Here is a 21,983-nt window from a genome sequence, read left to right as displayed (position 1 = left end):
ACTGTCGGCAGTCGCATGAAGCGCCCGGAGCCGAACCGAGCCCTCAAAGAGCAGGCGCCGCCGGGATCACCAGGGGCGAGCCGGTCAGCGGGTCCGGGATGACCGTGGCCTCCAGGCCGAAGACCTCCCGTACGAGCTCCTCCGTCACGACCTCGCCCGGCTGCCCGGCCGCGACCACCCGGCCCGCCTTCATCGCGACCAGGTGGTCGGCGTACCGGGCGGCCTGGTTCAGGTCGTGGAGGACGACCGCGACGGTGCGGCCGCGGGTGCGGTTGAGGCGGCGCACCAGGTCGAGGACCTCCACCTGGTGGGCGATGTCCAGGTAGGTCGTCGGCTCGTCGAGCAGCAGCAGTTCGGTCTCCTGCGCGAGGGCCATCGCGATCCACACGCGCTGCCGCTGACCGCCGGACAGTTCGTCCACGGACCGGTCGGCGAGGTCGGCGACGTTGGTGCGGGCCATGGCGTCCTGGACGGCCCGCTCGTCCTCCTCGGACCACTGCCGCCACCACGACTGGTGGGGCTGGCGTCCGCGCGCCACCAGGTCGGCGACGGTGATGGCCTCCGGCGCGACCGGTGTCTGCGGCAGCAGGCCCACCGCCTGGGCGATCTTCTTCGTCGGGATCGACGCCAGGTCCCGCCCGTCGAGCAGGACCGCCCCGCCGCGCGGCTTCAGCAGCCGGCCCAGCGCGCGCAGCGTGGTGGACTTGCCGCACGCGTTGGGCCCGACGATCACCGTGACCTTGCCGTCGGGTATCGCCAGGTCGAGACCGTCCACGACGGTCCGGTCCTCGTACGCGAGCGTCAGCCCCCGCGCCTGGAGCCTGCCGTCCCCGGAACCCTCGACGCTCATGCCTTCCCTCCACCCGTGCGGCCCCGCACGATCAGCCAGATCAGGTACGGCGCGCCGACCGCCGCCGTCAGGACGCCCACCGGCAGTTCGGTGGGCGAGAACAGCCGCCGCGCCAGCAGGTCCGCCAGTACGACGACGAGCGCGCCCGTCAGCGCCGACGCGAGCAGCGGGATCTGCGCGCCCCGGGTGAGGCGCCGCGCGATCTGCGGGGCGAGCAGCGCCACGAAGTCGACGGGCCCGGCCGCGCCGGTCGCCAGCGACGCCAGGACGACGCCCAGCAGCACCAGGCCGAGCCGGACCCGGCCGAGCGGCACGCCCAGCGCGGTCGCGGTGTCGTCGTCCAGCGACACGGTCCGCTGGGCCCGCGCCGCCCACAGCACGGCGGGTACGAGCACGAGGAGCGTCCAGCCGAGGGGCGCCGCCTCGTCCCAGCCGCGCCCGTTGAGCGAGCCGGTCATCCAGATCTGCGCCTGCTGGGCGACCAGGTAGTCGCCCTTCGTCATCATCAGCGTCGTCACGGACCGCAGCGCGACCGCGAAGCCGATGCCGATGAGCACGAACCGGGTGGCGTGCAGTCCGCCGCGCCACGCGAAGACGTACACGAGGAGGGCGGCGGCGATCCCGCCGGCGACGGACAGGTACGGCAGCACGGCGAACGACGTCACGCCGAACGTCATCGCGGTCACCGTCAGCGCGCCCGCTCCCTGGCTGATCCCGATGATGTCGGGGCTGGCGAGCGGATTGCGGGCGACGGTCTGGATGAGCGCCCCGGCCACGCCGAACGCCGCGCCGACCAGCAGCCCGATCACCAGGCGCGGCAGCCGCAGCGTGCCGACCACCAGGTCGGCGGGGGAGGGCTGTCCGGTCAGTACGCGCAGCACCTCGCCGGGCGCCACGTACTCCTCGCCGAGGCAGAGGTACGCCACCGACACCGCCGCCAGGAGCAGCGCGAGCCCGGCGGCGACGGCGACGGCCCGCCGGTGGACCAGGAACGAGGCGCGGCCGCCCCGTATGACCGCGTATCCCGCAGCCGTCACGCCGGTACCGCCTTCCTCCGTATGACCGCGTGTCCCGCAGGCCTCACGCCGGTACCGCCTTCCTCCGTACGAGCGCCACCAGGAACGGCACGCCGATGAGCGCGGTCATGACGCCCGCCGGGACCTCGCCCGGCGGGAAGACGATCCGTCCGGCCACGTCCGCGACGAGCAGCATGACGGGGCCGACGAGCGCCGCCATGGGCAGCAGCCTGCGGTGGTCGGCGCCGACGAGGGCGCGGACGATGTGCGGGACGGCGAGGCCGACGAACGCGATGGGCCCGGCGGCCGCGACGGCCGCCCCGGTCAGGACGGTCGCCCCGACCCCGGCGGTGACGCGGACGAGGGCGACGCGCCGGCCGAGGCCCTTCGCCACGTCGTCGCCGAGCGCCAGCGCGTCCAGGCCGCGGGCCACGGACACCACCAGGACGAGGCCGAACAGCAGGAACGGCCAGGTCTGCGCGACGATCACGGCGTCCCGCCCGGCGACCGAACCGGCCTGCCAGAAGCGGAACTCGTCCAGCGCGGCGGCCTTCGTCGTCAGCACCCCGGTCGTCAGGGACAGCAGCAGCGCGTTGATCGCGGCGCCGCCGAGCGCGAGTTTCACGGGGGTGGCACCGCCCCGGCCGCTGGACGCGATGGCGTACACGGCGACCGACGCGGCGGCCGCGCCCGCGAAGGCGAACCACACGTACCCGCTGAGGGTGTGCACCCCGGCGAACGCGATGGCCAGCACGACGCCGACCGACGCGCCCTGGCTGATGCCGAGGATGCCGGGGTCGGCGATGGGGTTGCGGGTGATGCCCTGCAGGGCGGTCCCGGCGACGGCGAGGGCCGCGCCGACGAGGATCGCGATCAGGGTGCGCGGCAGCCGCAGCTCCAGTACGACGTCCCCCTCGCCGCTGCGGCCCGCGCCGTGCAGCAGCGCGTCGAACACGACAGACGGGGCGATGGGGCGGGCGCCGACGGCGAGGCTCAGCACGACGGCGACGGCGAGGGCGGCGACGGCCGCGGCGGTCGCGAGGACGCGTCGGGAACGCACAGCGGCAGCCAATCGGAAAGGTACGGGGACACGCGCCGACCGGCCACGGCAGCCGGTTAGGCGAGGCTAAGTCTAAGCAGCGGCCGAAAAACACCCACGCGGCGTCCGGGAAGCGGCGGGCAGAATGCCCTCATGCCTTTCACCGTCGGGTTCGACCTCGATATGACCCTCATCGACTCCCGCCCCGGTATTCACGCGACATACCGGGAGCTTTCGGCGCGCACGGGGGCGTGGATCGACGCCGACCTGGCGGTGTCCCGGCTCGGGCCGCCGCTGGAGCACGAGTTGGCCCACTGGTTCCCCGAGGACCGGGTGGCGGAGATGGTCCTCGCCTACCGTGAGATCTATCCCACATACGCCATCGAACCGTCCCTGGCGCTGCCCGGCGCGGGGGATGCGATTCAAGCCGTTCGCGCGGCGGGCGGCAGGAGCGTCGTCGTCACCGCGAAGAACGAGCCGCACGCCAAGCTGCACCTGGAGCACCTGGGCCTGGAGCCCGACGCGGTGGTCGGCTGGCTGTGGGCCGAGGCCAAGGCGGAGGCGCTGCGGGAGCACGGCGCGACCGTGTACGTCGGCGACCACCTCGGCGACATACGCGGAGCCCGCGCGGCCGGGGCGCTCGCCGTGTCGGTGGCGACGGGCCCGTACGGCGAGGACGACCTGCGCGCGGCGGGCGCCGATGTCGTCCTGCCTGATCTGACGGCGTTTCCGGCCTGGTGGGCGGCTTACGCGGAGGGCGCGGACTCGCGGGCCTGACGCCGCTGCGCGGCGATGGAGCGGAGCACTCCGGCGGCGGCGACGAGGAAGCCGACGCCCATCAGCATCGCCACGAGGTACACGACCGTGGGGAAGGGGTCGGTCCCCAGGAACAGCGGCGCGACGGTGACGACCGTGGCGATCGCTCCGATGATGAACAGGACCGCGCCGACCCGAATGAGCCCGTCACCGGGAAGGGCGTCGCCCGCGTTGGTTTCACTACGCATTCGGCCAGGGTAGTTCCCTGGCCGGAGGAACGGACCGGCGGCGTCTTGTCACAAGGGCCGGGACCATTAGCCTTGACGCCTTGAGCCGTTTATCGCGGACCCATCGAGTACGAGGACGAGGACAGGACGTGCCTACCGGCAAGGTCAAGTGGTTCAACAGCGAGAAGGGCTTCGGCTTTCTCTCCCGCGACGACGGCGGCGACGTCTTCGTCCACTCGTCGGTGCTCCCTGCCGGGGTCGACAGCCTGAAGCCGGGGCAGCGCGTGGAGTTCGGCGTCGTCGCCGGGCAGCGGGGCGACCAGGCGCTGTCGGTGACGGTCCTCGACCCGACGCCGTCGGTGGCGGCCGCGCAGCGCCGCAAGCCGGACGAGCTCGCGTCGATCGTGCAGGACCTGACGACGCTGCTGGAGAACATCACGCCGATGCTGGAGCGGGGCCGGTACCCCGACAAGGCCCACGGCAAGAAGATCGCCGGTCTGCTGCGCGCGGTCGCGGACCAGCTGGACGTCTGACCCGCCTCGCGGGTAGCGGAGGGCCCGGGGTCTCCACCCCGGGCCCTCCGGCATGCCGGCCGTGCGCGCCTCACTCCTCGGCGAGCTCCGCCACGCCCGTGATCCGGTGGAGGGCGTAGGTGCGGACCTCGTCGGCCGTGTGGTCGTACGCCGTGACGAACCCGCCCTCCACCCGCACCGGGGCGATGACCCGCTGGCTGGCCGCGCCGTCGGCGTTGACGTATCCGATCCACACCGCCGAGTTGGTGAGCGCCGCGGCCTGCACGGTCGCCAGGGTCTCGGCGGCCGAGGTGCGCGGCAGGGTGCCGCCGCCGGGCGCGGGTTCCCGCGGTTCCTTGCGGGTGACCGTCGCGGCCAGGTCGCCGGCGCGGATCGCGCGGACGGCCGCCCCGAGGAGGGTGTCGTCCGGTACGGGCGGGCCGTCCGGTACGGGCGCGGGAGGGGTGCGCGGCGGGGTGCGGCGGGCGGCGGCGCGGGTGATCAGCACATCGCCCTCGGCGGACTCGGCGGCCGGGGCGAAGCCCATGGACCGCAGTCCGGCGAGCAGCGCCGCCGGGTCGGCCTGGGCGGCGAGGACCGTCGGGGCGAGGCGGCGCAGGCCCAGGGACGCGGACCGCTTGTCGGCGAGGATCTCCCCGAGGACGGCGTCGTCGTCGCAGCGCACGTAGGAGGACGCGGCGCCCACGCGGAGGTGGCCGTGGCGGCGGGCGACGTCGTCGATCAGGTACGCCAGGGGCTGCGGCACGGGGGTGCGGGAGTGGGCGGCCAGGAAGGCGTGCAGGTCGGCGGCGGACTGCCCCGCGTCGAGGGCGCGGCGCACGGAGCCGGGCGTGAAGCGATACACGGTCGCGCCGCCCTTGGACTCGACCTCCGCGAGGACCGCCAGGGTGTCGGCGAGCGGGCGGCGCAGCGGGCCGGGGGCGACGGCGGTCAGGTCGGCCTGGAGCAGCACGTGGTCGACGGGCTCGGGCAGGAGCGGGGCGAGCAGCGCGACGGCGGCGTCCTCGTGCGGACCCGCCTCGTGCGCGGCGCCCCAGCCGTGCGCGGCGCCCGCACCGGAGGTGCCCGCTTTGTGCGCGGCGTCCGCACCGGAGGCGGCCCCCTCGTGCGCGGCGCCCGCACCGGAGGTGCCCGCCTCGTGCGCGGCGTCCGTACCAGGGGTGCCCGCCTCGCGCGTGGCGTCCGCGCCTCCCAGCAGGGCGCGCGCGTGGGCGGAGAGGGCGCCCCGGCCGGTGACGCCCAGCAGCTCGGCCTCCTCCAGGGTCCAGGTGGCGAGCCGGGCGCGCAGGTCGGCCGCCGTGTTGCCGCCGCCGCGCAGGGGCCGCTCCCAGCGCAGCCGGGCCAGTACGGCCTCGGGTTCCGGCGCGGCGCCGGGCGGCAGCGCGGCCAGCAGTTCCAGTACCCGGCGGCGCACCTCGGGCGCGGCGCCCCGGTCGAGGTCGGGGCCGAGCGCGGACAGGGTGCGGCCCTTCGCGTCCTGGCCGCCGACCAGGCCGGGCGTACGGGTCTGGGCGAGCCACGCGGTGGCGAGGCGGGCCCAGCGGCGCGCGGCCGGCAGGTCCAGCCACTCGTCGTACGCGGGCGTCGGCGCGTACCGCTCGTCGGCCTCGCCGTCCGAGGCGAGCAGGCCCGCCGCGTACAGCAGCTCCAGCCAGAACGCGGCGACCGGCTCGGTCACGTCCAGCAGCACGGCGGTGCGCTTGAGGTCGCGTACGGACAGGCCGCCGGCGCGCAGCACGGCGGGGCCGCCCTCGTCCCACTTCTTCAGCAGCTCCTCGGCGGTGGCGAGCGCGGTGTACGCCTGGCCGGCCGCCGTGCTGTCCACAACCTGTGGACGGTACTCGCGGGCCGGGGCGACGGGCGGCGGCACCGGCTCGGGCGTCCGGTGCGCCCGCCCGCCGCGCAGGTGCAGCGCCACCTCGCGGGGCAGGGCCACCGTGCGGGCCGATGTGGGCAGCAGGAGGCCCCGGTCGCGCAGCCAGCGCACGGGCGGCGTCGGGTTGGCGGTGACCTCGCCGTACGGCGGGCCCCACACGAGCCGGTCGAGGACGCCCAGCGCCTCCGCCGGGGCCTGGTCGAGGAGGGCGTCCATGCGGGCGCGGTCGGTGAACAGGGCGGTCAGCGCGGCGACCGCCGACACCGGGTCGTGGGTGGTGGGCAGTCCGACCGTCCGCAGGATCTCCTGGAGGCGGCCGGGCGACATCCCGGCGGTGGCCTCCGCGACGGTCGGGCCGAGCCCGGTCGGCGAGGGGTGCTGGGGGGAGGGGGCGAGCAGTTCGCGGGCGGTGCGCACCAGGCGCAGCCGGTCGTCGCCGCCCCAGACGAGGGCCTGTTCGCGCAAGGTGGCGACGGCGCCCGGCAGGGCCTCCTCGACCGGCGGGTCGCCGCCCTCGCCGGCCATGAGGGCGCGCAGCACGGCGTACGGCGCGGGGTCGGGCGCGACGGCCAGGGCCTCGGCGGTCTGGAGGGTGAACCGGTCCAGCCGTTCCAGGGCGCGGACGACGGATGCCCGCGTGCCGGCCCGCGTGGCCAGTTGGGTCAGGTCGTTCGGTACGGGGGCGAGCAGGTCGGGGCGGGCCCGCAGCAGCGCCGCCAGTCCCTCGTCGCCCCGGGCCCGCAGCGCCTCCGCGAGGGTGCGGGGCGCCGCCGTACCGCCTTGGTCCTCGGGCACGTACGCCTCCCGCTCGGTGTCGCCGGTCGCCATCCGCACCACGTTAGCCCCCTGGCGCCCCCCTCAGGCGCTAACGTCGGGACGTCGGCCAGGCGACGGGCGGCATGGAGGGGCACGGTGGGCATCGAGAGCGACCAGCTGGTCTTCGACTACCTGAGCAGGGTCGGGGACCTGGCGCAGCAGCGGCAACTGCCGTCGAAGGCGCGGATGAGCCTGGTGGCGTCGCTGCGGGACGAGATCGCCCGGCAGCGGGAGGACGGCACGGAGAGCCCGGCGGAGGTGCGGCGCATCCTCGCGCGCCTGGGGTCGCCGGACGCGGTGGTGGCGGCGGTGGAGGGCGGCGGCCTGAACGTGCCGGGCCAGCGCACGGCGGACGCCCCGCAGCCGCGCGACCCGGACGCGGGACCGGAGCCGGACTGGTGGAGCGTGGTGCCGGGCTTCAAGGGCGGGGTGGAGATCCCGGAACTGCTGGCCCCGCCGAAACCTAAGGACCCCCCGGCGCCCCCGCCCGAGGACCCGCCCCGCCGCCGGGGCCTGCGCGCCCTGCTGCCGGGCGGCGCCGGCACGAAGACCGGTACGGGTGAACCGGCCGCCCCGGAGAAGGCGAAACCGGCCCCGGGCGGTACGCGCCTGGCCCAACTCCTCCTCCCCAGGCGCAAGAAGACGGAGGCGGCTGCGCCCGCCGCGTCCCGCAAGCTGGGCGACCCGGTGCTGCTGCTGGCGGCGGCCTGCCTGGTGCTGGGCACGGTCACCGGCTCGTGGCTCGCGCTGGCGGCGGGCTGGCTCCTCGCCTACGCGACGCGCCGCCTGACGAGGACGCAGGCGAAGTGGGGCGTGCTGTTCCTGCCGGGCGCGGTCGCGGCGGGCGCGGCGGTCTGGCTGTGGGGCCGCCTGGACGGCCGCTGGGGCGACCGGATCGCGCCCGGCACGTTCACGCAGGCGCTCTCGGAGACCTGGCCGTGGACCCTGCGCACGGCGGCCCTTGCCACCGCGGCGTACCTGTTCTGGCAGTCCCGCCGGAAGTAGGGCCCCGCGCGGTCATCCGGTCCGCATCTCGTAGCGGAGGCGCTGGCGGTGGGCGGGCATGGTCATCAGGTCGGCCTGGATGGGGCGGTCCCGGGCGTCGAGGGTCTGACGGGCCAGGCGCAACACCGGTTGTGCGGAGCCGAGTCGGAGGAGCTCGCGTTCCTCTGCCGTGGGGAGGCGGGCGGTGACGGTCTCGACGACGCGGACGCCCGTGTGGCCGAGTCCGGCGAGGAGGGTGACCGCGCCGCCGCGGATCTTTGCGGTGCCGGCGAGGGGGGTGCCCCGGGCGATGTGGGCGGGGTAGTACATGTCGGTCAACTCGACTGCTACGCCGTCCAGTTCGATGACGCGGCGCCTGACGACGACCGGTTCGCCCGGGGTCAGGCCCAGGAGGGCGGCGGGCTCGTCGTCGGCCGCCACCTCGCCGGCGGAGACGATGCGCTGGGTGCCCCTGCGGCCCTGGGCGGCGGCCTCCTCGGCCCAGGCGTCGCCCTGCCCCGGGGCGCGTGGGGTGAGGTACGGCATCGACGTGCTGGTCCAGTGCTCCGTACCGCTCATGCCGCCCTCCCGTGCCGCCGGTGCCTCCGCCGTCAACGGTAGGCGGTTTCCCGTGCCCGCAGCCGCCGGACCGCCGGACCGCTTCCGGACCCGCAGGCTCCCGCCGCGCCGGCCGGCCCCGGGACCCAGCGCCTACGCCACCGGGGCCCACGGCCCATGCGCAGCCGGGCCCGCCGCCCGTACGCGGCCGGGGCCCCTACGGCACCGGGGCCCGCGGCCCGTACGTACGTACCCGGGCCTCAGCCCCTACGCCACCGGGGCCACCGTCTCCGCCATGGGCTCCGCCTCCGCGCGCTCCGCGCCCGCCTGCGCGTCCAGGGCGCGGCGCCATGCGCTCACCGCGCCCGGTGCCACCGGTGACGTCCAGCCCGCCGGGCGGGCCGCGCCGCCGATGTGGAAGGCGTCCACCCCCGCCGCCAGCAGGGCCGGTACGTGCTCCAGGCGCAGCCCGCCGCCGACCAGCAGCCGGGGTCCGTGCCCCGTGCCGCCCAGCCGGGCCGCCTCCGCCTCCGCCACCAGGACCGGCAGGCCCTCGTCGACGCCCGCCGCCGAGCCGGCCGTCAGGTACGTGTCGAGGCCCGGCAGGTCCGCGAGCCGCTCCCGCAGCGCGTCCCGGTCGGCGCAGTGGTCGATCGCCCGGTGGAACGTCCACCGGCAGCCGTCCAGTTCCGCCACCACCCGGTCCAGCGCCTCCAGGTCGGGGTGGCCGTCCCCGTCGAGGAAGCCCAGCACGAACTCGTCGGCGCCCTCGGAGCGCAGCTCCCCGGCCACCCGTACGAGCGCGTCCACGTCCCCCGCGGCGAACCCGTCCGCGAGGCGCAGCATCACGCGCAGCGGCACGTCCACGGCGGCCCGGATGCGGGCGTACGTCTCGCGGGACGGGGTCAGCCCGTCGGCCGCCATGTCGGTGACCAGCTCCAGGCGGTCCGCCCCTCCGGCCTGGGCCGCGATCGCGTCCTCCGCGTCGAGGGCGATCACCTCCAGGAGTGCACGGTTGCTCATCGGACCCCAATCTCGGTGCACGGGCTGTTTACAGGTCTACAGGTCTAGTCCAATGCTAATGCGTGGGCGGGATGAGGGCGCGGGGGCGCCCTGTTTACCCAGACGGGTATACAGTGGTCCCGTTGGTATACCCCCCATGGGTATTGGAGAGTGAGATGAGCGGTCATCCGGCCGGTCCCGTGACGGCATCCGGCACCGCCGATGTGGAGCTGGCCATCGGCGGGATGACGTGTGCCTCGTGCGCGGCGCGCATCGAGAAGAAGCTCAACCGCATGGACGGCGTGGAGGCCACCGTCAACTACGCGACGGAGAAGGCGAAGGTCACCTTCGCCGACGGCGTCTCCGTCGAGGACCTCATCGCCACCGTCGAGGCCACCGGCTACACCGCCCGGCCCCCGGCCCCGCCGGCGCCCGACGCGCAGGACGCCCGGCCGGAGGAGATGGGCGGCGATGAGCTGACCGACCTGCGGCAGCGGCTCCTCACCGCGCTCGTCCTCTCCGTCCCCGTCGTCGCCATGGCCATGGTCCCGGCGCTCCAGTTCACCAACTGGCAGTGGCTCTCCCTGGTCCTGGCCACGCCCGTCGTGGTCTATGCCGCGTGGCCGTTCCACCGGGCCGCGTGGACCAACGCCCGGCACGGTGCGGCGACGATGGACACGCTGATCTCGGTGGGGACGGGGGCGGCGTTCCTGTGGTCGGTGTGGGCGTTGTTCTTCGGTACGGCCGGGACGCCGGGGATGACGCATCCGTTCGCGTTCACCATCGCCCGCTCGGACGGGGCGGGGAACATCTATCTGGAGGCGGCCGCGGGGGTGACGGCGTTCATCCTGGCGGGCCGGTACTTCGAGGCGCGTTCCAAGCGCAGGGCGGGTGCGGCGCTGCGGGCGCTGATGGAGTTGGGTGCCAAGGAGGTCACGGTCCTGCGGGGCGGGCGTGAGGTGAGGGTGCCGACCGGGCAGTTGGGGGTGGGTGACCGGTTCGTGGTGCGGCCGGGGGAGAAGATCGCCACGGACGGGGTCGTGGTGGAGGGTTCGTCGGCGGTGGACGCGTCGATGCTGACGGGTGAGTCGGTGCCGGTGGAGGTCGCCGTCGGCGACACCGTGACCGGCGCGACCTTGAACGCGGGTGGCCGTCTGGTGGTGGAGGCGACGCGGGTGGGTGCGGACACGCAGCTGGCGCGGATGGCGAAGCTGGTGGAGGACGCCCAGAACGGCAAGGCCGCCGCCCAGCGCCTGGCCGACCGCATCTCCGCCGTGTTCGTGCCTGTCGTGATCGCCCTGGCCGTCGGCACGCTCGGTTTCTGGCTCGGTTCGGGCGCGGGGGTGACGGCCGCGTTCACCGCCGCCGTCGCCGTGCTGATCATCGCCTGCCCCTGCGCCCTGGGCCTGGCCACCCCGACCGCGCTCATGGTCGGCACCGGACGCGGCGCCCAGCTCGGCATCCTCATCAAGGGCCCCGAGGTCCTGGAGAACACCCGCAAGGCCGACACCGTCGTCCTGGACAAGACCGGCACCGTCACCACCGGCCGCATGACGCTGCTGAAGGTCCACCCGGCGCCCTCCACGGACGAGGCGGAGGTGCTGCGGCTCGCCGGCGCCCTGGAGAACGCCTCCGAGCACCCCGTCGCCCGCGCCGTCGCCGCCGGGGCCGCCGAGAAGACGGGCGACCTGGCCGTGCCCGAGGACTTCGCCAATCTCCCGGGGCTCGGCGTCCAGGGCGTCGTCGACGGGCGCACCGTCCTCGTCGGCCGCTTCCAGCTCCTCGCCGACCGTGCCGTCGGCATCCCCGAGTCGCTGCGCCGTGCCAAGGAGGAGGCCGAGCAGGCCGGGCGCACGGCCATAGCGGTCGCCTGGGACGGCCAGGCGCGTGCCGTGCTGGAAGTCGCGGACGCGGTGAAGGACACCAGCGCCGAGGCCGTGCGCCGGCTGCGCGCCCTGGGTCTGACGCCCGTCCTGCTCACCGGTGACAACGAGGCCGTCGCCCGCGCCGTCGCCGCCGAGGTCGGCATCGAACCCCGGCACGTCATCGCCGAGGTCCTGCCCGAGGACAAGGTCCAGGTCGTCAAGCGCCTCCAGGCCGAGGGCCGCAGCGTCGCCATGGTCGGCGACGGCGTCAACGACGCCGCCGCCCTCGCCCAGGCCGACCTCGGCCTGGCCATGGGCACCGGAACCGACGCCGCCATCGAAGCCGGCGACCTCACCCTCGTACGCGGCGACCTGCGCGCCGCCGCCGACGCCATCCGCCTCTCCCGCCGCACCCTCGCCACCATCAAGGGCAACCTCTTCTGGGCCTTCGCCTACAACATCGCCGCCCTCCCCCTGGCCGCCCTCGGCTACCTCAACCCCATGATCGCCGGCGCCGCCATGGCCTTCTCCTCCGTCTTCGTCGTCGGCAACAGCCTCCGCCTGCGCGGCTTCAAGGCCGCCTGATCCCGCGGGGGCGGCGGCCCGGCACAATGGGCACCATGGCCGCCGCACCGCCCCCGCACCCCGCCCACGACGAGCTGCTCCGCCGCTGGGCCGAGGCGGTGCGCGACGCGCTCGACGGGCGGCCCGCCGACCCGGACGCGCCGCCCGCCGAGCGGTACGCCGACGACCTGCTGCGGCGGTGGGCCGAGCCCCAGCGGCGGTACCACACCACCGACCACCTCCTGGCCGTCCTGCGCCGGGTGGACGAGCTGGCGGACCACGCGGGCGACCTCGCCGCCGTACGGCTCGCCGCCTGGTTCCACGACGCGGTGTACCTGCCCGACCGGGACACCAACGAGGAGCGCAGCGCCCGCCTCGCCGAGCGGGCCCTGCCCGAGCTGGGCGTCGGGCCGGACCGTACGGCGGAGGTCGCCCGGCTGGTGCGGCTCACCGTCACCCACGACCCGGCGCCCGGCGACCGCGACGGCGAGGTGCTGTGCGACGCGGACCTCGCCGTCCTCGCCGGGGGGCCGCAGGCGTACGCGGCGTACGCGGCGGCCGTGCGGGAGGAGTACGGGTTCGTGCCCGACGACGCGTTCCGCGAGGGCCGAGCCGCCGTCCTGCGGCAACTCCTCGCCCTGCCGCGGCTGTTCCGCACCCCGTACGGCGCCGCGCACTGGGAGCCCGCCGCCCGCCGCAACCTCGCCGTCGAACTGGGACTGCTCGACGCCTAGAGCCCGGTGGCGGACGCGCGGCGGGCCGTGGCGCGGCGGCCGCCGACCAGCAGCAGGACGGTCGCGAGCAGGAACAGCGGCCACGGCGTGGTGATGAGGATGACCGCGTCGACCAGGCCCCAGACGCCCAGCGTCCAGCCGATGAACGGCGGCGGGACGATGCCCCGGCGGTCCAGCCACAGGACGGTCAGGCCGACCACGACGAGCGGTGGGCCGAAGCTCTCCAGGGACAGCCACAGGGCGCTGTTGGCGGGGCTCATGTCGGAGAAGTCCGCGCCCCACAGCGCCCCGCTGAACCACTCCCCGGCATAGCGGGCGGCCCCCTCGTACGTCAGCGCGAGGACCGTGTGCGCGGCGCCCAGCAGGACGATGAGCCAGCCGGCGGTTCTGATCATGTGAATCCTCCCGTCCGGGTGCGGGCGCGGAGCCCGCTCACCCCCGGGAGCGGCGCTCCCCCCGCGAGTGCCGAGCCGCCGCGAGCGGCGATCCCCCCGCGAGCGCCGAGCCCCCGCGAGCGGCGATCCCCCGCGAGCGCCGAGCCGCCCCGCGAGCGGCGGCGCTTGTCCGCTGCTGCCGCGCCCGTGATGCCCCGTATGCGGACCCGGTGACGCCGGACCCTTTGCCGCGGCCCCGCCATGGGGCCGTTGTGGAACCCGTAGTTTTGGAACTGACGGTTTCGGTACTCCTGGTTTCGTATGATGCGCTCATGTCTGCGCGAAAGCAAGCGGGAAACCAGGGGGGCCGCCCCCGCGACAGCCGGGTCGACGTCGCCGTCGCCGCCGCCGTCCGCGAACTGCTGGCGGAGGTCGGGTACGCGCGGCTCACGATGGCGGAGGTGGCCTCGCGGGCGGGTGTGGGCAAGGCGGCGATCTACCGGCGCCACGCCACCAAACAGGAGATGATCTTCGATGTCCTGCTGCCGGACAGCTTCCTGGCCACGGCGCCCGACCGCGGATCGCTCCGCGCCGACCTGGCCGCCGTGCTCGCGGAGGTCGTGGACGGCATGGCCGCCCCGCCGCCGGGGACGATCCCGGGGCTGCTCGCCGACATCCACGCCGACCCCGCCCTGCGCGCCCGGTTCGAGGAGAAGTACCTCCACGCGCAGCGCCGGACCCTCACCGAGATCCTGGACCGCGCCGCCGCCCGCGGCGAGCTCGCCGCGCGCCCGGACCCCGCCGCCCTCAACGCCCTGCTCGTGGGGCCCGTCTTCGCGTGGCTGTTCCTGCTGTCCGAGTCCCCCGAGCGGCTGCCCGCCCTGGCCTCCGCGCTCCTCGACGCGGCCCTCGCCCTCGCGGCGCCGGGGGCGGGCCGGGAATCCTGATAGTCCCTGGGGTGTTGGCACCGGATATGCCCACCCACGACGATCATCCTTCCGCCCCGACCACCGCCACCGCGCCCGCGAAGGCCCGGATGCCGCTCGCCGTGTACATCCTCGGCCTGTCCGTCTTCGCGCTCGGCACCAGCGAGTTCATGCTCTCCGGGCTGCTGCCGCCCATCGCGGACGACATGGACGTGTCCATCCCGCAGGCCGGGCTCCTCATATCGGCCTTCGCCATCGGCATGGTTGTCGGCGCGCCGCTGCTCGCCGTCGCGACGCTGCGGCTGCCCCGCAAGACGACGCTCGTCGCGCTGATCACCACGTTCGGCATCGGCCAGGTCGCGGGCGCGCTCGCCCCCTCGTACGGGGTGCTGTTCGCGTCCCGCGTGGTGAGCGCGCTGGCGTGCGCCGGCTTCTGGGCGGTCGGCGCGGCCGTCGCCATCGCCATGGTCCAGCCGGGCGCGCGGGCCCGTGCGATGGCCGTCATGATCGGCGGCCTGTCCATCGCCAATGTGCTGGGCGTCCCCGCCGGCGCGTTCCTCGGCGAACACCTCGGCTGGCGTTCGGCGTTCTGGGCGGTCGGCGCCGCCTCCGCCGTGGCCCTGGTCGGCGTGGTCACCCGCATCCCGCGCATCCCGCTGCCCGAGCGGAGGCCGCAGCTGCGGCGCGAGCTGACGATCTACCGCGACCGGCAGGTGTGGCTCGCCGTCGTCGTCACCGCGCTCGCGGCGGGCGGCGTCTTCTGCGCGTTCTCGTACCTGGCTCCGCTGCTCACCGACGTGGCCGGTCTCGACTCCGGGTGGGTGCCGACGGTGCTCGGCCTGTTCGGGGTCGGCGCGCTGGTCGGGACGACCGTCGGCGGCCGGGTCGCCGACGCGCACCTGTTCGGGGTGCTGCTGAGCGGCATCGCGGCGTCCACGGTCCTGCTGGCCGCGCTGGCGCTGTTCGCCGGGAGCCCGGTCGCCGCGGTGGCGCTGTCGTTCCTGCTGGGCGTGTCCGCGTTCTACACGGCGCCCGCGCTGAACGCCCGGATGTTCAACGTGGCCGGTGCCGCCCCGACCCTGGCGGGCGCCACGACGACCGCCGCGTTCAACCTGGGCAACACCGGCGGCCCCTGGCTCGGCGGCACGGTCATCGACGCGGGCCTCGGCTTCCCGGCGACCGCGTGGGCGGGCGCCGCGATGACGCTCGTCGCGCTGGCGGCCGTGGCCGTGGCGCTGCGGCTGCACCGCCGGGAGGCCCGTACGCCCAGCCGGATCGTCATGGGCGCGACCACGACCCGGCCCGCCGGCGCGGACGGCGCCGGGGCGCGGGACGCGCAGGGCGCCGGGCCCGAAGGCGGCGTGTGCGTCACGGGGAAGGCGCAGGACGCCGTTTAGGGCGGCGCAGCCCCGCCGCGGTGAGGCGCCGTACGAGTTCCTTCGAACCGACCTCGACGGCGCCCGCCGCCACCGCGTCCCCGTACGGCTCGGACGGGATGTCGTAGTGGTCGCCGTCGAACGCGCGCGGCGGGCAGCCGATCGCCGCCGCCCCCGCGTGCAGCTCCTCGAACGACACGTCGCTGATCAGGTGCGACCACATGCGGCCGTGCCCCGGCCAGTTCGGCGGGTCGATGTACAGCGTCACGTCAGACCGCCCACCGGGGCGACCACCACCCCGGCCCGCCCGCACACCCAGTGCGGGTCCGGGCCGAGCTCCGGCTCCACGTCCAGCGCGTGCGGATCGCCCTGGTCGCACACCGGGCACAGGGGCCAGCGCCCGTACCGCTCCAGCAGCGCGTCCTGCACGTCCTGCGCGACGAGGCCGGCGACGTACGCGAGGCCGTCCGGCCACTGCTCGACCCACCACCGGCGCCGCGCGACCGCGTCCTCGACCAGCGACACGATCTCCGCCTCGGCGACGTTCCGGGCGGACAGGTCGGCGAGGACCAGCGCGCGTGCGGCGTGCAGCGCCTGCTCCAGGGGGTCCAGCTCGTTCATACCGCCATTCTGACGCGCGGGGTTGACGGTCACCATCGCTGAAAATACGTTTCAAGCGTGACCGAGGACCTGAAGGAAACTTTCACCGACGGCCCGGTGGACGGCAGTCCCACCCCGCCGCCCGGTACGGGCCGGGGCGCCCCCGCCCGCACGGCCCCGGCCGGCAGCGGCCCGGCCTGGGCGCCCGCGGGCACGGGCGCCGCCCCCGACGCGCTCGCCGCCAAGGTGCGCACCCTCGCCCCGTCCATGACCCGGTCCATGCAGCGCGTCGCCGAAGCCGTCGCGTCCGACCCGGCCGGGTGCGCCGCGCTCACCGTCACCGGCCTCGCCGAACGCACCGGCACCAGCGAGGCGACCGTCGTCCGCACCGCCCGCCTCCTCGGCTACCCCGGCTACCGGGACCTGCGCCTCGCCCTCGCCGGGCTGGCCGCGCAGCGCACCTCGGGCCGCGCCCCCGCGGTCACCTCCGACATCGCCGTGGACGACCCGATCGAGGCGGTCGTCGCCAAGCTCGCCCGCGACGAGCAGCAGACCCTCGCGGACACGGCCGCCGCCCTGGACACGGCCCAGCTCGCGGCGGCCGTGACCGCGCTCGCGGAGGCCCGCCGCACCGACGTGTACGGGATCGGCGCCTCGGGCCTGGTCGCGCAGGACCTGGCGCAGAAGCTGCTCCGCATAGGGCTGGTCGCCCACGCCCACAGCGATCCGCACGTCGCCGTCACGGGCGCGGTGCAGCTGCGCTCCGGGGACGTGGCCGTGGCCATCACCCACTCGGGCGCCACATCGGACGTGATCGAACCGCTGCGCGTCGCCTTCGAGCGGGGCGCGACCACCATCGCGATCACCGGCCGCCCGGACGGCCCCGTCGCGCAGTACGCCGACCACGTGCTGACCACGTCCACCGGCCGCGAGACCGAGCTGCGCCCGGCCGCCATGTCGTCCCGAACAAGCCAACTGCTGGTGGTGGACTGCCTGTTCACCGGCGTCACGCAGCGGACGTACGCGACGGCCGCGCCCGCGCTGTCCGCCTCGTACGAGGCGCTCGCCCACCGCCGCGCGCCCCGCCAGCGCACGAACCCGCGCTGACCGGCCGCGCACACCCGGCCCGCCCGCAGCGACCACAGCCCGCCGACCGCCCGCCACGACCGCCTCCGCACCGGGAGAGCCGCGCATGAACGACCCCGTCCGGGACCCCGCCGCACTCCGCACCCAGCTCGGCGCCCTCACCACCGAGGAGTTCCGCCCCGACCTGGCGGACATCGACACGCGGCCCACCCTCGACATCGCCCGCGCCATGAACGCGGGCGACCGGGCCGTACCCGACGCGGTCGCCGCGCAGCTGCCCCGGATCGCCGCCGCCGTCGACGCGATCGCGCCCCGCATGGCGCGCGGCGGACGCCTGGTCTACGCGGGCGCGGGAACGGCTGGGCGGCTCGGCGTGCTCGACGCCAGCGAGTGCCCGCCGACCTTCAACGCCGACCCCTCGCAGGTCGTCGGCCTCATCGCGGGCGGCCCCGACGCGCTCGTCCGGTCGGTGGAGGGCGCGGAGGACTCGGCGGACCTCGCGCACGGCGACCTCAAGGCGCTCGGGCTCACCCCGGACGACACGGTGGTGGGCGTCTCCGCGTCGGGCCGCACCCCCTACGCGGTGGGCGCCGTCCGGTACGCGCGGGACGCGGGCGCCCTCACCGTGGGCCTGGCCTGCAACGCGGACAGCGAGCTCGCGGCGGCGGCGGACCTGGCGATCGAGGTGGTCGTCGGACCCGAGTTCATCAGCGGCTCGACACGCCTGAAGGCCGGTACGGCGCAGAAGCTCGTCCTCAACATGATCTCGACGATCACGATGATCCGCCTCGGCAAGACGTACGGGAACCTGATGGTGGACGTCCGGGCCACCAACGCCAAACTGCGGGCCCGCTCGCACCGCATCGTCGCGCAGGCCACGGGCGCCGCCGACGAGGAGATAGCCCGCGCGCTGGAGGCGACGGGCGGCGAGGTGAAGCACGCCATCCTCGTCCTGCTGGCCGGGGTGGACGCCCCGACCGCCGCGCGCCTCCTCGTGGAGCACCACGGTCATCTGCGCGCCGCGCTGGCAGCGGCGGCCCCCTGACGCACCACCCGCACGCGAGGCCCCCCACATGACGACAACCGAAGACCCCCGCAAGCCGGACCCGTCCAAGGGCCCGTCCGACCCGCGCTCCACCGCCGCCGCGCTCCTCCCCCTCGTCGGCGGCGCCGCCAACGTCGCGTCCGTCGCGCACTGCATGACCCGCCTGCGCCTCACCCTCCACGACCGCGCCGCCGTGCGGGACGCGCAGGTGCGCGCCCACCCGGCCGTGCTGGGCGTGGTGGAGGACGGGGCGACGTACCAGATCGTGCTGGGCCCCGGCACGGTCGCGCGGGTCACGCCCGAGTTCCAGGCCCTCGTCGCGTCGGCCGCGCCCCCGCAGGGCCCGACGCCGCCCCGCGCCCCGGCGGGCACGCCGCCCGAGGGCCGGCCGGTCCGCCGCGCCCTGCGCCGGATCGCGAACGTCTTCGTGCCGCTCATCCCCGCCCTCATCGGCTGCGGCGTGATCGCCGGGCTGAACGGCCTGCTGGTCAACCTGGGCGCGCTGCCCTCCCTCACCCCCGCCCTCACCGCGATCGCGTCCGGGTTCATGGCGCTGATCGCGGTGTTCGTCGGCTACAACACGGCGCAGGAGTTCGGCGGTACGCCCGTCCTCGGCGGGGCCGTCGCGGCGATCGTCGTGTACGCGGGCGTGGCGAAGGTCGAGGTGTTCGGGCAGCAGCTGTCGCCGGGGCAGGGCGGGGTGCTGGGCGCGCTCGCGGCGGCGTTCCTGGCGACGCGCGTGGAGCGCTGGTGCCGCCACCGCGTGCCGGAGGCGCTGGACGTGCTGGTCACGCCCACGCTGACGGTCCTCGTCGCGGGCCTGGCGACGGTGTACGGGCTGATGTACGCGGCGGGGAAGGTCGCCTCGGCCATCGGCACGGCCGCCGACGGGCTCCTCGCGCACGGCGGGGCGGCGGCCGGGTTCGTGCTGGGCGGCCTGTTCCTGCCGCTGGTGATGCTGGGCCTGCACCAGGCGCTGATCCCGCTGCACGCGACGCTGATCGAGCAGCAGGGGTACACGGTGCTGCTGCCGGTCCTCGCGATGGCGGGCGCCGGCCAGGTCGGCGCGGCGCTCGCCGTGTACGTGCGGCTGCGCCGGGCGGAGGGCCTGCGCCGCACGATCCGCTCGGCGCTCCCGGCGGGGCTGCTGGGCGTGGGGGAGCCGCTGATCTACGGCGTGACGCTGCCGCTGGGCCGCCCGTTCGTGACGGCGTGCGTGGGCGGGGCGGTCGGCGGCGGCGTCGTGGGCCTGTTCGGGATGTGGGGCGACACGGTCGGCTCGACGGCCATCGGCCCGTCCGGCTGGGCGCTGTTCCCGCTGCTGGACGGGCCGGGCGGCCCGCTCGCGACGGTCGCGGCGTACGCGTCGGGCCTGCTCGCCGGGTACGCGGCCGGTTTCGTGGCGACGTACTTCTTCGGCCTGCGGAACGTGACGGTGCCGGAGCGGGTCGGCGGCGCGGCGCCCGACGGGCCGGGGCCCGGATGAAAGGCCCGCCGGACGCGCGTCCCGGGCCGCGGGACCCTTCCCCGCCTCCCACCCGCGTCGGCAACGCTCCGGGTCAATGCGCCTAGGCTGGCCCCATGTTCGTCATGGAGCTGACCTACACCGCGCCGCTCGACCGCGTCGACGCCCTCCTCGAGGCCCATGTGGCGTGGCTGGAGGCCCGGTACGAGGAGGGCACGGTCATCGCGTCCGGCCGGAAGCGGCCTCGCGACGGGGGTGTGATCCTCGCCGTCGGGGACGACCGCGCCGAGATCGAGAGGGTCGCGGCGACCGACCCGTTCGTCACGGGCGGGGTGTGCGCCTACCGGATCACCGAGTTCGTCGCCACGAAGACCGCTCCCGAACTGGCGCGCTACCGGCAGGCCCCGCCCGCGGGGTGACGGGTCACGCGGCCCCCGGCGCGCCGGCGGCCGTACCGGTCAGGGGCGCGGACGGAGCCAGTCGCGGGCGGCGGCGAGGGTCACCCCGGTGTCGTCGCTCCAGGAGCAGACCTCCAGCCAGGCGAGGTGGCCGTCCCGCGCGAAGACCAGGACCTCGCCGGGGTACTCGCCGGTCGCGGTGACGAGCGCGGCCCCGGCCGCCACGACGGTGCCGGGGCCGGTGGGCGCGGGCTCGGCCGCGTCGGTGTCGAGCGCGAAGTACGCGGTGCCGCACCCGCAGCCGCAGCGGGCGGACACGCTCAGGTGCGGGACCTGCCGGAGGAGCGCGGCGTGCGCCGGATCGCCCGCGTCCAGCAGCGCGGCGAGCACGTCAGCCACGTCGTCGGGCAGCCTCCCGGTCATCCCGCCACCGTATCCGAACGCACGGGCCGGGCCCGGGCGGCCCCGTTCGCCGTCCCTGCGAGGGGTGTTCGCCGCCCGGCGGCTCCGACTGCCGCACCCGCAACGGACGTCGGCCGCCCCGGGGGCGCCGATTGCCGCCCGGCAACGGACGTCGGCGGCCCGGGTGCGCCGATTGCCGTACCGGCAACGGATGTTGGCCGTCCGGGGGCGCCGGGAGCAGCCTGGTCGCGGGCAACTGCCGAGCGACGACAACGGGAGGCCGCACCATGACGTACGACGTCCGCACCGGGCCCCGCGGCGACGCGCCGCCGAACGACCGCGTCCACCACGTCCCGGCCGCCGCGCGGGAGGCGCACGCCGGGCCGGCCGGAGGCCCCGCCGTGCACCCGGCGATCAGCGGCGGCACCACCGGGTCCAGGCGGCTGTGGATGGGCCTGGTGGTCAACCCGCCGCTCAGCGCGACCGACGACCACCACCACGGCGACTCCGAGGCGGGCATCTACGTGGTGAGCGGCCACCCGGTGTTCGTGTACCACGACGGGGTTCGGGAGGTGCGGCTCCAGGGTGGGCCGGGGGACTTCTTCCTCGTGCCGCCGTACGTGCCGCACCGCGAGGAGAACCCCGACCCGGACGAGCCCGTTGTCGTGGTGATCGCCCGCACCACGCAGGAGCCGGTCAAGGTGTCCGTGCCGAAGCTGTACCGCCTCGGCCACGGCCCGGACGGCGCCTGACCGGCCCGGCGCGCCCAGCCCCGCACGGGAGACGCCCCGGTCCGGACAGCGGGGGCGGCGTCCGCACCCGCGGTGTCCGGACCGGCGGGACAGCGGGGGCGGCTCAGCCCCACTGGCCGGGCTGGTAGTCGCCGCCCGGCTGGCGGATGACGGCGTTGACCCGGTTGTACGCGTTGATCAGGGCGATCAGCGCGACCAGCGCGGCGAGCTGCTCCTCGTCGAAGTGCCGCGCGGCCTCGGCCCACGCCTCGTCGGTGACGCCCCCGGCGGCGTCCGCGGTCCGGGTGCCCTGCTCGGTCAGCGCCAGCGCGGCGCGCTCGGCCTCCGTGAAGACGTTGGCCTCCCGCCACACGGCGACGAGGTTCAGCCGCGTCTGCGTCTCCCCGGCGTGGGCGGCGTCCTTGGTGTGCATGTCGGTGCAGACGGCGCAGCCGTTGATCTGGCTGGCGCGGATCTTCACCAGCTCCTGAACGGTGGCGGGCAGCGGCGACTCGGTGACCACGCGGCCGGCCGTGTTGATGTGCCGCAGGAACTTCGCGCCGACGGTGCTGCCGTAGAAGTCGAGACGGGCGTCCATGGTGAACTCCTGAGGAAGAGGCGTCAGTTGCTTGCACCCGGATGACCCGCGGGACGACATGATCGTGACAGCACGCGAATGTGACCTGCGCCACACGTGATGCGGTGGCGTCGGGGTGTCGCGATGAACCAGGGCGTCCCCCGCCCGATGGCGGTCGCCGCG

Annotated in this window: 24 protein-coding genes; 12 read left to right on the top strand and 12 right to left on the bottom strand. The window is 75.6% G+C overall.

Features of this window, described 5'->3' with window-relative positions; translation table 11 throughout:
* Positions 1-43: 43 nt before the first annotated feature.
* From ACSUPT_RS12855 to ACSUPT_RS12845, 3 genes are read right to left on the bottom strand one after another with little or no spacing between them, the layout of a single operon-like run.
* Positions 44-850 (bottom strand): ABC transporter ATP-binding protein, encoded by an 807-nt coding sequence (locus ACSUPT_RS12855; protein ID WP_365724370.1) that lies wholly within the window; start codon positions 848-850, stop codon positions 44-46.
* The gene (locus ACSUPT_RS12850) at positions 847-1,887 is read right to left on the bottom strand and encodes a FecCD family ABC transporter permease (RefSeq protein WP_351967002.1); all 1,041 of its coding nucleotides are present in this window, start codon (positions 1,885-1,887) and stop codon (positions 847-849) included. The genes ACSUPT_RS12855 and ACSUPT_RS12850 overlap by 4 nt, the downstream gene beginning before the upstream one ends.
* A 43-nt stretch (positions 1,888-1,930) precedes the next feature.
* Positions 1,931-2,938 (bottom strand): FecCD family ABC transporter permease, encoded by a 1,008-nt coding sequence (locus ACSUPT_RS12845; RefSeq protein WP_351967001.1) that lies wholly within the window; start codon positions 2,936-2,938, stop codon positions 1,931-1,933.
* Between the two features lie 120 nt (positions 2,939-3,058).
* Between ACSUPT_RS12845 and ACSUPT_RS12840 the strand changes: the two genes are divergently transcribed.
* Positions 3,059-3,682 carry an HAD family hydrolase gene (locus tag ACSUPT_RS12840; RefSeq protein WP_351967000.1) on the top strand — a complete coding sequence of 208 codons (624 nt, stop codon included), beginning with the start codon at positions 3,059-3,061 and terminating at the stop codon, positions 3,680-3,682.
* Here the strand turns inward: ACSUPT_RS12840 and ACSUPT_RS12835 are convergent.
* A complete protein-coding gene (locus ACSUPT_RS12835; RefSeq protein ID WP_023587974.1) occupies positions 3,652-3,909 on the bottom strand; it encodes a hypothetical protein in 258 nt (85 codons plus the stop codon). The two genes, ACSUPT_RS12840 and ACSUPT_RS12835, sit on opposite strands and share 31 nt — an antisense overlap.
* Before the next feature lie 128 nt (positions 3,910-4,037).
* Here ACSUPT_RS12835 and ACSUPT_RS12830 point away from each other — a divergent pair, with 128 nt between their 5' ends.
* Positions 4,038-4,421, top strand: coding sequence for a cold-shock protein (locus tag ACSUPT_RS12830; RefSeq protein ID WP_023587975.1), 384 nt, complete (start codon positions 4,038-4,040; stop codon positions 4,419-4,421).
* Between the two features lie 70 nt (positions 4,422-4,491).
* On the opposite strand, the gene ACSUPT_RS12825 is transcribed toward ACSUPT_RS12830, so the two are convergent.
* Positions 4,492-7,125: a helicase-associated domain-containing protein gene (locus ACSUPT_RS12825; protein ID WP_436944330.1), complete on the bottom strand. Its 2,634-nt coding sequence runs from the start codon at positions 7,123-7,125 to the stop codon at positions 4,492-4,494.
* Between the two features lie 84 nt (positions 7,126-7,209).
* On the opposite strand from ACSUPT_RS12825, the gene ACSUPT_RS12820 reads away from it, so the two are divergent.
* Positions 7,210-8,118, top strand: a complete 909-nt coding sequence (locus ACSUPT_RS12820; protein ID WP_436944329.1) for an HAAS signaling domain-containing protein — start codon at positions 7,210-7,212, stop codon at positions 8,116-8,118.
* 12 nt (positions 8,119-8,130) lie between these two features.
* On the opposite strand, the gene ACSUPT_RS12815 is transcribed toward ACSUPT_RS12820, so the two are convergent.
* Both ACSUPT_RS12815 and ACSUPT_RS12810 read right to left on the bottom strand, forming a co-directional pair.
* Positions 8,131-8,676, bottom strand: coding sequence for a GntR family transcriptional regulator (locus ACSUPT_RS12815; RefSeq protein WP_436944328.1), 546 nt, complete (start codon positions 8,674-8,676; stop codon positions 8,131-8,133).
* A 246-nt stretch (positions 8,677-8,922) separates the two neighbouring features.
* Entirely contained in the window at positions 8,923-9,678 is a 756-nt protein-coding gene (locus tag ACSUPT_RS12810; protein WP_436944327.1) for a copper homeostasis protein CutC, read from the bottom strand.
* A gap of 155 nt (positions 9,679-9,833) precedes the next feature.
* Between ACSUPT_RS12810 and ACSUPT_RS12805 the strand changes: the two genes are divergently transcribed.
* Together ACSUPT_RS12805 and ACSUPT_RS12800 are read left to right on the top strand one after the other, a co-directional pair.
* Positions 9,834-12,107, top strand: a complete 2,274-nt coding sequence (locus ACSUPT_RS12805; protein WP_436944326.1) for a heavy metal translocating P-type ATPase — start codon at positions 9,834-9,836, stop codon at positions 12,105-12,107.
* Between the two features lie 35 nt (positions 12,108-12,142).
* Positions 12,143-12,820: an HD domain-containing protein gene (locus ACSUPT_RS12800; protein WP_361663888.1), complete on the top strand. Its 678-nt coding sequence runs from the start codon at positions 12,143-12,145 to the stop codon at positions 12,818-12,820.
* Here the strand turns inward: ACSUPT_RS12800 and ACSUPT_RS12795 are convergent.
* A complete protein-coding gene (locus ACSUPT_RS12795) occupies positions 12,817-13,215 on the bottom strand; it encodes a DUF6463 family protein (RefSeq protein WP_351964561.1) in 399 nt (132 codons plus the stop codon). The two genes, ACSUPT_RS12800 and ACSUPT_RS12795, sit on opposite strands and share 4 nt — an antisense overlap.
* 311 nt (positions 13,216-13,526) lie before the next feature.
* Between ACSUPT_RS12795 and ACSUPT_RS12790 the strand changes: the two genes are divergently transcribed.
* Together ACSUPT_RS12790 and ACSUPT_RS12785 are read left to right on the top strand one after the other, a co-directional pair.
* Entirely contained in the window at positions 13,527-14,141 is a 615-nt protein-coding gene (locus ACSUPT_RS12790) for a TetR/AcrR family transcriptional regulator (protein WP_361663885.1), read from the top strand.
* 89 nt (positions 14,142-14,230) lie between these two features.
* Complete coding sequence (locus ACSUPT_RS12785) at positions 14,231-15,517, top strand: Cmx/CmrA family chloramphenicol efflux MFS transporter (protein ID WP_361663894.1); 1,287 nt, start codon at positions 14,231-14,233, stop codon at positions 15,515-15,517.
* On the opposite strand, the gene ACSUPT_RS12780 is transcribed toward ACSUPT_RS12785, so the two are convergent.
* Together ACSUPT_RS12780 and ACSUPT_RS12775 are read right to left on the bottom strand one after the other, a co-directional pair.
* Positions 15,489-15,764, bottom strand: a complete 276-nt coding sequence (locus ACSUPT_RS12780) for a DUF4031 domain-containing protein (protein WP_436944323.1) — start codon at positions 15,762-15,764, stop codon at positions 15,489-15,491. The two genes, ACSUPT_RS12785 and ACSUPT_RS12780, sit on opposite strands and share 29 nt — an antisense overlap.
* Positions 15,761-16,117, bottom strand: coding sequence for a hypothetical protein (locus tag ACSUPT_RS12775; RefSeq protein WP_351964558.1), 357 nt, complete (start codon positions 16,115-16,117; stop codon positions 15,761-15,763). Before ACSUPT_RS12775 ends, ACSUPT_RS12780 begins: the two co-directional genes overlap by 4 nt.
* Positions 16,118-16,174: 57 nt before the next feature.
* Between ACSUPT_RS12775 and ACSUPT_RS12770 the strand changes: the two genes are divergently transcribed.
* The 4 genes from ACSUPT_RS12770 (at position 16,175) to ACSUPT_RS12755 (ending at position 20,111) form a co-directional block, all read left to right on the top strand.
* Positions 16,175-17,203, top strand: coding sequence for a MurR/RpiR family transcriptional regulator (locus tag ACSUPT_RS12770; protein WP_436944322.1), 1,029 nt, complete (start codon positions 16,175-16,177; stop codon positions 17,201-17,203).
* A gap of 85 nt (positions 17,204-17,288) precedes the next feature.
* Complete coding sequence (gene murQ, locus ACSUPT_RS12765; RefSeq protein WP_436944320.1) at positions 17,289-18,227, top strand: N-acetylmuramic acid 6-phosphate etherase; 939 nt, start codon at positions 17,289-17,291, stop codon at positions 18,225-18,227.
* Between the two features lie 28 nt (positions 18,228-18,255).
* Positions 18,256-19,713 carry a PTS transporter subunit EIIC gene (locus ACSUPT_RS12760; protein ID WP_436944319.1) on the top strand — a complete coding sequence of 486 codons (1,458 nt, stop codon included), beginning with the start codon at positions 18,256-18,258 and terminating at the stop codon, positions 19,711-19,713.
* Between the two features lie 95 nt (positions 19,714-19,808).
* Positions 19,809-20,111 (top strand): YciI family protein, encoded by a 303-nt coding sequence (locus ACSUPT_RS12755; protein ID WP_361663872.1) that lies wholly within the window; start codon positions 19,809-19,811, stop codon positions 20,109-20,111.
* Positions 20,112-20,150: 39 nt separating this feature from the next.
* On the opposite strand, the gene ACSUPT_RS12750 is transcribed toward ACSUPT_RS12755, so the two are convergent.
* Positions 20,151-20,513 carry a hypothetical protein gene (locus ACSUPT_RS12750; RefSeq protein ID WP_436944317.1) on the bottom strand — a complete coding sequence of 121 codons (363 nt, stop codon included), beginning with the start codon at positions 20,511-20,513 and terminating at the stop codon, positions 20,151-20,153.
* A gap of 266 nt (positions 20,514-20,779) precedes the next feature.
* On the opposite strand from ACSUPT_RS12750, the gene ACSUPT_RS12745 reads away from it, so the two are divergent.
* Entirely contained in the window at positions 20,780-21,244 is a 465-nt protein-coding gene (locus tag ACSUPT_RS12745) for a cupin domain-containing protein (RefSeq protein ID WP_436944315.1), read from the top strand.
* A gap of 103 nt (positions 21,245-21,347) precedes the next feature.
* On the opposite strand, the gene ACSUPT_RS12740 is transcribed toward ACSUPT_RS12745, so the two are convergent.
* Entirely contained in the window at positions 21,348-21,821 is a 474-nt protein-coding gene (locus tag ACSUPT_RS12740) for a carboxymuconolactone decarboxylase family protein (RefSeq protein ID WP_351964551.1), read from the bottom strand.
* Positions 21,822-21,983 lie beyond the last annotated feature (162 nt).

This window comes from Streptomyces sp. SudanB25_2051, assembly GCF_964272635.1.
GTDB lineage: Bacteria > Actinomycetota > Actinomycetes > Streptomycetales > Streptomycetaceae > Streptomyces.
The sequence above is the reverse complement of the archived record's forward strand: the minus strand, read 5'-3'. Positions and strand labels throughout refer to the sequence as shown.

Bases quoted from the DNA above. Each gene is read 5' to 3' on its own strand.
- ACSUPT_RS12855 (WP_365724370.1), bottom strand. From the start codon at position 850: ATGAGCGTCGAGGGTTCCGGGGACGGCAGGCTCCAGGCGCGGGGGCTG.
- ACSUPT_RS12840 (WP_351967000.1), top strand. From the start codon at position 3,059: ATGCCTTTCACCGTCGGGTTCGACCTCGATATGACCCTCATCGACTCC.
- ACSUPT_RS12835 (WP_023587974.1), bottom strand. From the start codon at position 3,909: ATGCGTAGTGAAACCAACGCGGGCGACGCCCTTCCCGGTGACGGGCTC.
- ACSUPT_RS12825 (WP_436944330.1), bottom strand. From the start codon at position 7,125: ATGGCGACCGGCGACACCGAGCGGGAGGCGTACGTGCCCGAGGACCAA.
- ACSUPT_RS12815 (WP_436944328.1), bottom strand. From the start codon at position 8,676: ATGAGCGGTACGGAGCACTGGACCAGCACGTCGATGCCGTACCTCACC.
- ACSUPT_RS12810 (WP_436944327.1), bottom strand. From the start codon at position 9,678: ATGAGCAACCGTGCACTCCTGGAGGTGATCGCCCTCGACGCGGAGGAC.
- ACSUPT_RS12805 (WP_436944326.1), top strand. From the start codon at position 9,834: ATGAGCGGTCATCCGGCCGGTCCCGTGACGGCATCCGGCACCGCCGAT.
- ACSUPT_RS12800 (WP_361663888.1), top strand. From the start codon at position 12,143: ATGGCCGCCGCACCGCCCCCGCACCCCGCCCACGACGAGCTGCTCCGC.
- ACSUPT_RS12795 (WP_351964561.1), bottom strand. From the start codon at position 13,215: ATGATCAGAACCGCCGGCTGGCTCATCGTCCTGCTGGGCGCCGCGCAC.
- ACSUPT_RS12790 (WP_361663885.1), top strand. From the start codon at position 13,527: ATGTCTGCGCGAAAGCAAGCGGGAAACCAGGGGGGCCGCCCCCGCGAC.
- ACSUPT_RS12785 (WP_361663894.1), top strand. From the start codon at position 14,231: ATGCCGCTCGCCGTGTACATCCTCGGCCTGTCCGTCTTCGCGCTCGGC.
- ACSUPT_RS12775 (WP_351964558.1), bottom strand. From the start codon at position 16,117: ATGAACGAGCTGGACCCCCTGGAGCAGGCGCTGCACGCCGCACGCGCG.
- murQ (WP_436944320.1), top strand. From the start codon at position 17,289: ATGAACGACCCCGTCCGGGACCCCGCCGCACTCCGCACCCAGCTCGGC.
- ACSUPT_RS12760 (WP_436944319.1), top strand. From the start codon at position 18,256: ATGACGACAACCGAAGACCCCCGCAAGCCGGACCCGTCCAAGGGCCCG.
- ACSUPT_RS12755 (WP_361663872.1), top strand. From the start codon at position 19,809: ATGTTCGTCATGGAGCTGACCTACACCGCGCCGCTCGACCGCGTCGAC.
- ACSUPT_RS12750 (WP_436944317.1), bottom strand. From the start codon at position 20,513: ATGACCGGGAGGCTGCCCGACGACGTGGCTGACGTGCTCGCCGCGCTG.
- ACSUPT_RS12745 (WP_436944315.1), top strand. From the start codon at position 20,780: ATGACGTACGACGTCCGCACCGGGCCCCGCGGCGACGCGCCGCCGAAC.
- ACSUPT_RS12740 (WP_351964551.1), bottom strand. From the start codon at position 21,821: ATGGACGCCCGTCTCGACTTCTACGGCAGCACCGTCGGCGCGAAGTTC.